The organism is Staphylococcus rostri (assembly GCF_002902145.1).
Classification (GTDB): domain Bacteria; phylum Bacillota; class Bacilli; order Staphylococcales; family Staphylococcaceae; genus Staphylococcus; species Staphylococcus rostri.
Genome location: NZ_PPRF01000158.1, coordinates 468 through 8686, shown reverse-complemented (window position 1 = coordinate 8686; position 8219 = coordinate 468). Strand labels below are relative to the sequence as shown.

The following is an 8219-nucleotide window of genomic DNA, read 5'->3' as shown; positions in this document are numbered from 1 at the left end:
CCATACGTAATATAAAAGTTCATCTATTAATGTCCTCCTGTTTAAAAGGTAGCAAAAGTTGCTATTCTATTAATATCATATACCTTTTGCCAGAAAAACTAAATAATTAATCTAGATAATTGGAATTTTAATAGCGATTTAGGATCGTTGGGGCTTGGAAACAATAAATATAAGCACTGGGAAACTGATAAATGCTGTCCCAAAAGCAAAATTTTGCCTCAACCTCTGTCCTATTCACTATAGGGATTTCCCTCATTTCTTATGATTTTCGAATTCATATTTCGACCGTTTTTCAACCACGTGCTATACTTAGTAACGTATGGATTTTTAAAAAGTCGAGACGACGAATGAAACCTTTTCTAGAAATGTGTTTCTGTTTCAGACCATAAATGAGTTGTATGTTTTTAAACGATTTCAAATCAATCAATACGTGGGAAATGATATTTTAATTTTTTGTGACAATAGTCAGTTTCACAGAGTTCTTTAATGTGGCTGTGCTATATTTGCGAAGAATGATTGTAATGAAGGAGGACCACATGAATAATACGTTTAATGATACGATATTGCGAGCGATAAAAGGGGAAAAGTGTGCACATACGCCAGTTTGGTTTATGCGCCAAGCAGGTCGCTCTCAACCCGAATATAGAAAGTTAAAAGAAAAATATTCGTTATTTGAGATTACGCATCAACCGGAGCTATGTGCCTATGTTACCAAGTTGCCAGTTGATCAATATAATACGGATGCAGCGGTATTATATAAAGACATTATGACACCGTTAAAAGGGATTGGTGTAGATGTAGAAATTAAATCAGGCATTGGACCGGTTATTTCTAATCCAATCCGCCAATATTCAGATGTCACAGCGTTAGGTCAAATCGATCCACAACGAGATGTACCATACGTTTTAGATACCATTAAGTTATTAACACAAGAGCAACTGAACGTACCGCTAATCGGATTTACTGGTGCACCGTTTACTTTGGCGAGCTATATGATCGAGGGTGGCCCATCTAAAAATTACAATAAGACTAAAGCAATGATGTATCGAGATGAAGCAACATGGTTTAAGTTAATGGATACACTTGCTGAAATGTCTATTACATATGTAAAAGGCCAAGTTGAAGCGGGTGCACAATTAATTCAAATTTTTGATTCTTGGGTCGGCGCACTTAATGAAGCAGATTATCAATATTTTATCCAACCATGTATGGATAAATTAGTTTCTGGTATCAAAGCACTCAATGTACCTGTGATTCTCTTTGGTGTCGGTGCAAGCCATCTTATTAACGCTTGGAACAGCCTACCAATTGATGTGCTTGGCCTCGATTGGCGTACATCAATTCAAGAAGCTGGCAAAAAAGGCGTATCAAAAACAGTTCAAGGTAATTTAGATCCGAGTATTTTATTAGCACCTTGGGAAGTAATTGAAGCGCGTTTGAAACCAATTTTAGACCAAGGATTGGCACATTCAGGGGGACATATCTTTAATCTAGGGCACGGTGTATTCCCAGAAGTGGATCCTGCGACACTACGTCGTGTTGCACAATTTGTTCACGACTACACTGCCCAAAATTAATAAAATATTGAATACGTGTATATAAAGGACGGATAAAAGATGACAACAACAATGGGTTTGTTAGTAATGGCATACGGAACGCCATATAAAAAGAGTGATATTGAACCATATTATACAGATATCAGACATGGACGTAAGCCAAGCCAAGAAGAATTAGACGATTTGACGCGCCGTTATGAAGCAATCGGCGGCCTATCACCACTAGCGGGCACAACTGAGCGTCAAGGTGAGGCGCTTGTTGCTGCACTTAATAATAGCGGTTTATATAAAGATGTAGAATTTAAGTTATATATCGGCTTAAAACATATTCATCCATTTATTGAAGATACAGTGATGCAAATGCATGAAGATGGTATTACAGAAGCGGTTACTGTAGTTTTAGCACCGCATTATTCTAGATTCTCAATTGGATCATATAACAAACGTGCTAAAGAACAAGCAGATAAGTATGGCATGCAATTACATCATGTAAACAGTTATTTTGAGCAACCAAAGTTTATTGAATATTGGTCAATGCGCATTAATGAAGTATTGGCTAATATTCCAGAGCAAGAATATGACAAAACAATGCTTGTTGTATCGGCACATAGCTTACCTGAAAAAATGATTGTTGAAAGTAATGACCCATATCCACAACAAATCTCAAAAACGGCACAATTAATCGCTGGACATATTCCATTGAAAAATATAGCAGTAGGTTGGCAATCGGCAGGTAATACGGGCACGCCTTGGTTGGAACCAGACGTACAAGATTTAACACGTGATTTACATCAAACATTAGGTTGCAAACACTTTATTTATACGCCAGTAGGCTTTGTTGCAGAACACCTTGAAGTATTATATGACAATGATTATGAATGTAAAGTTGTATGTGATGAAGTAGGAGCAACTTACCACCGTCCACCAATGCCTGATACACATCCTTTATTTATCGGTGCAATTGTAGACGAAATTTCTAATATTTATTAAGAAAGCGTGAGAAAAATGACGAAAATAGCGATTGTAGGTGCTGGTATTACGGGATTAACAAGCGCGTATTTTATTAAAAAACAGTATCCAAATGTTGATGTGACGATTTATGAAGCAAAGGATGTCCCTGGTGGGAAAATTAAGACAGCGTATCGAGATGGCTATGTGATAGAACTGGGTCCGGAATCATATTTAGGACGTAAAACGATTATGACTGACGTCGCAAAAGATATTGGTATCGCTGACGAAGATATTGTGACGAACCAGACGGGACAATCGTATATCTATGCGAATGATCGTTTATATCCAATACCGGGCGGCGCGATTTTAGGTGTTCCAACAGATATCAAACCATTTATGACGACGCAATTGATTTCAATGAAGGGTAAGTTGCGTGCGTTGAAAGATTTGACGCTTAAACCGATAGATATGCCAGAGGGCGATATGTCGGTCGGCCACTTTTTTAGAGAACGCTTAGGTGACGAATTATTAGAGAACTTAATTGAACCGTTACTGAGTGGTATTTATGGTACGAATATTGATGAGTTGAGCTTGATGAGTACGTTCCCAAATTTCAAGGCATTAGAAGAAGAACACGGCAGTATTATTAAAGGGATGCAACAAGTTCGTAAAGCACGATTGCAAAAAGAGGATTATAATCAATCAGATGCACAGGGCCAATTTAAACAATTTAGACGTGGTTTGTATGATTTTATTGTTCATTTAGAGGCATGGTTGAAAAAGCATGATGTAACCATTCGTTATAATACAAAAGTTGAAGATTTGAAGTCGACACAAAAAGGGTATCATGTTGTATTAGCAGACGGCTCTGAACAGTTTTTTGATGGTGTTATCGTAGCCACGCCACATCAAGTATTTCGTCAATGGTTTAAGACAGATCCAGTTTTTGATTATTTTAGTAAACTGGAGGCATCATCAGTTGCGACAATTGTGTTTGCATTTGATGATAAAAACATTGAAAACGTCCATAACGGAACGGGCTTTGTCATTGCACGTACAAGTAATACAGATATTACAGCATGCACGTGGACCTCTATGAAATGGCCACATACTACGCCAGAAGGTAAAGTGCTGATTCGTGCATATATAGGTAAACAAGGCGATAATATTGTCAATGAACAAACTGATGAAAATCTAGTTAAAATCGCACGTCGGGACTTAGAACAAATGATGACGTTTAAAGGCGAACCTGAATTTACAATCGTGAACAAAATGCCGTTTGCAAGTCCTCAATATCATGTGGGACATATTGATGAAATTAAACGCATTCAGCAACACGTCTATGATAATTATCAACATTTACAAATAACAGGTGCGCCGTTTGAAGCAGTAGGATTACCGGATTGTATTAGCCAAGCACATAAAGCTGTCGAAAATCTGATGACACGCATTCTATAACTAAAAGGAGTAACGCTTTCTATCAATGAATTGATAAATAAGTGTTACTCTTTTTTCAAAAATAGCAAGCAAAGTTATTATAATATTAAGAAAAATGCGACAAAATTCGTACGATTATCTCAATATCATATTTATTACTTTAAAGTATGATATGATATTAACGTAAGATTTCGTAAGGAGGCAGTACAATGACAAATGTTTATATCATTCATGGTTATCAAGCTAATAGCCAAGACCATTGGTTTCCATGGTTAAAAAATACTTTAACAATTGAAGGACATGACGTCACAGTTTTGGATTTGCCAAATACGATGAAACCAGACGGTGATGAATGGGTTCAATATATGAAAGAAAATATTAAGGACGTAAATAAAGATACGATTTTTATCGCACATAGTTTAGGTGTTATAGCAACACTTAAATTTATACAAGATCTCGATGTTTCAAAAGTGGGAAGTCTTGCGATGGTATCCGGATTTAAAGGGGATTTACCAAACAGCAGACGTCTACCAGATCAAGAGGTTTTAGACTCATTCTTTAAATGGGATTTAGATTTTGAAAAGCTACATAATAAGGTAATTCATATGTTTGGCGTTGCTGCAAAAGATGACTATGTTGTTCCGTTTGAAGCAACACAAAAGTTATGTGAAGCGTTAGACTGTAAATTATATGAACAAGAGACAGGCGGTCACTTCTGTAGCCAAGATGGCTTTGATGCATTTCTCTTTTTAAAGAATAAGGTACTTCAAAAATTCGATTAATAAATAATTAGGAGAGGTTATCGCTTGAATATTTAGGTAAACCTAAATATAATGATGTTAGATGGGTTAACCATCAAATAAAAATGATATTCTCCTAATCATGTTTAAGATTCCTAAACACTCAAGGTATGATTTATCCTCCATCATATACCTTGAGTGTTTTCCAATTGTCGAATTTGGAGATATGACTAAGGACTAGGTAGGTCATTAAGGAACATTAATTTGTTATCTACCATAAAGGTGTTTTATTCCATGTATTTTTATATTGGGGGAGTTGACCTTTCGGTATACGCACTATATAATAACGAAGTCGTCAAATTTAATAGAACATTTGACACACAGTTTTTTAGAATTAGAGTTAACGTATTTGAGTATTTTAATTATCAAACTCTAAAAATTTTAAAAAACGTATTGACAGTATCTCAATAAAGTGATAATATAATAAGGTAATTGTTTTTAAATAATATTGTCGCGGGATGGAGCAGTTCGGTAGCTCGTCGGGCTCATAACCCGAAGGTCGGTGGTTCAAATCCGCCTCCCGCAATATTTTTAAGTGGTCCCGTAGTGGAGCGGTTTAACACGCCTGCCTGTCACGCAGGAGATCGCGGGTTCGATTCCCGTCGGGACCGCCATTATTATGGTTCAGTAGCTCAGTCGGTAGAGCAAAGGACTGAAAATCCTTGTGTCGGCGGTTCGATTCCGTCCTGAACCATTTCTTTTATCACGGCGGTTGTGGCGAAGTGGTTAACGCATCGGATTGTGGTTCCGACATTCGTGGGTTCGATTCCCATCAACCGCCCATATCGTTGTAATGCGGGTGTAGTTTAATGGCAAAACCTCAGCCTTCCAAGCTGATGTTGTGGGTTCGATTCCCATCACCCGCTCCATTTTAATTATTCCACAGTAGCTCAGTGGTAGAGCTATCGGCTGTTAACCGATCGGTCGTAGGTTCGAGTCCTACCTGTGGAGCCATGGCCCCTTGGTCAAGCGGTTAAGACACCGCCCTTTCACGGCGGTAACACGGGTTCGAGTCCCGTAGGGGTCATATAATCAGAAGTGAAACATCGCTTCTGATTTTTTGTTACATTTTTTTAGTATGGAAGATTGTCCGAGCTGGCCGAAGGAGCACGCCTGGAAAGTGTGTAGACGCCTACAAGCGTCTCGAGGGTTCGAATCCCTCATCTTCCGGTTTTTAGGTATTTTTGGCTGTTCCGCCGTTGTATCACGTATCTATAAACGTTGATATGACGGCGTTTTGTTGTCTTTTGTTGTCTTTTGCTGGAAGTGGTATTTTGAGCGGAACGTCCCCGAAACGTCCCTGAGAGGCTAAAAAAAAGAGAAAACGTCCCCGAAAAATAAAAGTATGTACCCTACATTGATTTTATTAGCTTCAGAGCCTTTTCGCTTTCAATTTTATTTGTTTCATCAAGTAAGTGCGAATAGACGTCCAATGTTGTTTTGATACTAGCGTGACCAAGTCGTTTTGAGATGTAGTAAATCGAAACGCCACCATGCAATAGGTAAGAGCAATGTGTGTGTCTAATTGCATGTAGTGTGAAGTTGCCAAGTCTGTTTTCCAAACAAAATTTCTGAAGGACTTTTGTTACAGCGTTATTTGTTATTAAGGAATATCCAGTGTTAAATATCTGTTTATTCATGTTGATTAGTATTTCAGATAATGTATTTCGTAAAACTTTCATATCTTCAGACGGTATATCTACAATACGATCGGATGTTTCAGTTTTTGTACCTCTTAGATGAATTGTATTTTTTAAGTAGTTAATATCATCAGTAGTTAATTTTTGAACTTCTCCAAATCGTCCGCCTGTAATTACTAATATATAAATTAGCAAGTACGATAGAATAGGGACATTGGCTACATATGATTTCAATTTTTTATAGTCTTCTAAGTTCATAAATTTATCTTCTTCAGGTTGACTGGGCTTTTTACCTTTAATTACTGCCTTATACGTAGGGTCTTTATAAATGAGACCTTCCTGTATGGCGTCCATTAACGACGCTTTGATACAATTGTGTAACTTCTTAACTGATTCAGTCGCATGGTCAGCACCATACCATTTGATAAATTTACGATAGAGAGTAGTTGAAAAGTTGCTTAGAGTAATGTCGTCTAAGTTTTCAGTAGCTAAAAACTTTTTAAACTGTTTAATAGCATTAACATATGTTAAATATGCTCTATCAGTAATGACATTCTTTTTATTTACTTCAATCCATTGCTCATAGTAGTCAATAAAGGAAGTTTTATTATTGATAACTATTCCACGCATAAGTTGATTTTTTGCTATTGTTTCTGCTTCGGTGGCTTCTCTCTTTGTTTTAAAACCTTTCTTTTTATACCGTCTCCTTTCATGACCAAAGTCGTAATACCACTTATTACCGTTGTACTTCTTTACACTCATTGTGTCCACTTCTTTTAAGAACGTATGTTCTATTGATTTATAAAAAATATATAGGGTAGGCGGGCTACCCAGTATATTTTTAATCGTTTATTCTACTTTGTGAGGTACTGCGTCTTCATAAGGCAACCCTGTTTCGGGGTCTAGCTGATCATTAGAGTAATAATAGTCAGGAACGGGGAGCAATCCTGCGTCGCCATTTGGTATACCTGTATATCCATGCTGTTTAGCAACTTCTGCGTTTGCTCTCATCTGTTCTTCATAGGTCGGTAGCTGTTCATAAAACTCTTCAAATTCTTGTTGGTTTGATTGCCCGATTTGCTCAGTTTGGGAAGATTGTGAATACTGAGTTTCGACACTGTTTTGAGCAGCATTTGCTTCCGATGATTCCGGAGAACTTTCGTCTTTATTTTCTTTAGCTTTTTCTTTTTTAACTGCTTTTTGCTTTTCTGTTTGTTCTTTTGTCTTTGTCTCTTTTTTAGGTTCTTCTTTTTTCTCTTTCTCATCGTTTCCGCAGGCACTTAATACTAAAGCGCTTGCTAAAAGAATGCCAAGTATTTTTTTCATAACATTCACTCCTATCAATTGTTTCGAAGTAATAAAAAGATGCTTAGGTTGTAAAGCAACACCTATAATTTAACTAAGTAATAAAGATTCTCTATATTGTGTTGCTTTGGGCTCAAAAGTAAACTCTACAGTATCGTTGTACTCTGCTAAAACTAACTTTTGTATTTCTGATAAATCAACATTATAGAATTCTTTTCTATTATTAACTTTGTTGATTTGGTTTTGTTTGAAGTGCTTGTGTAGTTTATTTTCAAGCTCAAAAGCATTATCAGAGAATATAATTGCATGCACATCAAACTCAAATGGAACTGATGCATCACTTAATTCTTTGATACGTTCCATTGGTTCTAATCTACGTGTAACGCCAATTTTATATACATTTTCACCGAATGAGCCTATATTTGAAATGATATAGACATATCCTGATTTTGAGTTGATTTTTCTTTCGTGTATATCAGATTTTGATGAATTTAGTTCTTCAATTTGAGATTCCAGTTTATTTATTTTTT

General features: G+C 36.6%; 7 protein-coding genes and 8 tRNA genes. 12 read left to right on the top strand and 3 right to left on the bottom strand.

Features of this window, described 5'->3' with window-relative positions:
- The first annotated feature begins 536 nt into the window (after positions 1–536).
- The 12 genes from hemE to CD122_RS11615 all read left to right on the top strand — a co-directional run bounded on the left by hemE (position 537) and on the right by CD122_RS11615 (position 5914).
- Positions 537–1577: a uroporphyrinogen decarboxylase gene (gene hemE / locus CD122_RS11670; RefSeq protein WP_103359049.1), complete on the top strand. Its 1041-nt coding sequence runs from the start codon at positions 537–539 to the stop codon at positions 1575–1577.
- 39 nt (positions 1578–1616) lie between these two features.
- A complete protein-coding gene (gene hemH, locus CD122_RS11665) occupies positions 1617–2546 on the top strand; it encodes a ferrochelatase (RefSeq protein ID WP_103359048.1) in 930 nt (309 codons plus the stop codon).
- Positions 2547–2561: 15 nt separating this feature from the next.
- Positions 2562–3965 carry a protoporphyrinogen oxidase gene (gene hemY, locus CD122_RS11660; protein ID WP_103359047.1) on the top strand — a complete coding sequence of 468 codons (1404 nt, stop codon included), beginning with the start codon at positions 2562–2564 and terminating at the stop codon, positions 3963–3965.
- Positions 3966–4153: 188 nt separating this feature from the next.
- Positions 4154–4726: an RBBP9/YdeN family alpha/beta hydrolase gene (locus CD122_RS11655; RefSeq protein WP_103359046.1), complete on the top strand. Its 573-nt coding sequence runs from the start codon at positions 4154–4156 to the stop codon at positions 4724–4726.
- Positions 4727–5196: 470 nt separating this feature from the next.
- A tRNA-Met gene (locus CD122_RS11650) sits at positions 5197–5270 on the top strand.
- An 11-nt stretch (positions 5271–5281) separates the two neighbouring features.
- Positions 5282–5358 (top strand) — tRNA-Asp (locus CD122_RS11645).
- Between the two features lie 7 nt (positions 5359–5365).
- Positions 5366–5438: transfer RNA gene (locus tag CD122_RS11640), tRNA-Phe, on the top strand.
- Between the two features lie 14 nt (positions 5439–5452).
- Positions 5453–5525: transfer RNA gene (locus CD122_RS11635), tRNA-His, on the top strand.
- Positions 5526–5539: 14 nt separating this feature from the next.
- Positions 5540–5613: transfer RNA gene (locus tag CD122_RS11630), tRNA-Gly, on the top strand.
- A 10-nt stretch (positions 5614–5623) separates the two neighbouring features.
- Positions 5624–5698 (top strand) — tRNA-Asn (locus tag CD122_RS11625).
- Between the two features lies 1 nt (position 5699).
- Positions 5700–5771, top strand: a tRNA-Glu gene (locus CD122_RS11620).
- Positions 5772–5824: 53 nt separating this feature from the next.
- Positions 5825–5914 (top strand) — tRNA-Ser (locus tag CD122_RS11615).
- Positions 5915–6096: 182 nt separating this feature from the next.
- Here CD122_RS11615 and CD122_RS11610 read toward each other — a convergent pair.
- The 3 genes from CD122_RS11610 to CD122_RS12450 form a co-directional block, all read right to left on the bottom strand.
- Positions 6097–7146, bottom strand: a complete 1050-nt coding sequence (locus CD122_RS11610; RefSeq protein WP_103359045.1) for a tyrosine-type recombinase/integrase — start codon at positions 7144–7146, stop codon at positions 6097–6099.
- An 87-nt stretch (positions 7147–7233) separates the two neighbouring features.
- The gene (locus tag CD122_RS11605; RefSeq protein ID WP_103359044.1) at positions 7234–7710 is read right to left on the bottom strand and encodes a hypothetical protein; all 477 of its coding nucleotides are present in this window, start codon (positions 7708–7710) and stop codon (positions 7234–7236) included.
- A 69-nt stretch (positions 7711–7779) separates the two neighbouring features.
- Positions 7780–8219 (bottom strand): GIY-YIG nuclease family protein (locus CD122_RS12450; RefSeq protein WP_240624174.1); only part of this gene is annotated, 440 nt, incomplete at its 5' end.

Excerpts from the sequence above, each read along its gene's own strand:
- CD122_RS11610 (WP_103359045.1), bottom strand. The coding sequence starts at position 7,146 with ATGAGTGTAAAGAAGTACAACGGTAATAAGTGGTATTACGACTTTGGT.
- hemE (WP_103359049.1), top strand. The coding sequence starts at position 537 with ATGAATAATACGTTTAATGATACGATATTGCGAGCGATAAAAGGGGAA.
- hemH (WP_103359048.1), top strand. The coding sequence starts at position 1,617 with ATGACAACAACAATGGGTTTGTTAGTAATGGCATACGGAACGCCATAT.
- CD122_RS11655 (WP_103359046.1), top strand. The coding sequence starts at position 4,154 with ATGACAAATGTTTATATCATTCATGGTTATCAAGCTAATAGCCAAGAC.
- CD122_RS11605 (WP_103359044.1), bottom strand. The coding sequence starts at position 7,710 with ATGAAAAAAATACTTGGCATTCTTTTAGCAAGCGCTTTAGTATTAAGT.
- hemY (WP_103359047.1), top strand. The coding sequence starts at position 2,562 with ATGACGAAAATAGCGATTGTAGGTGCTGGTATTACGGGATTAACAAGC.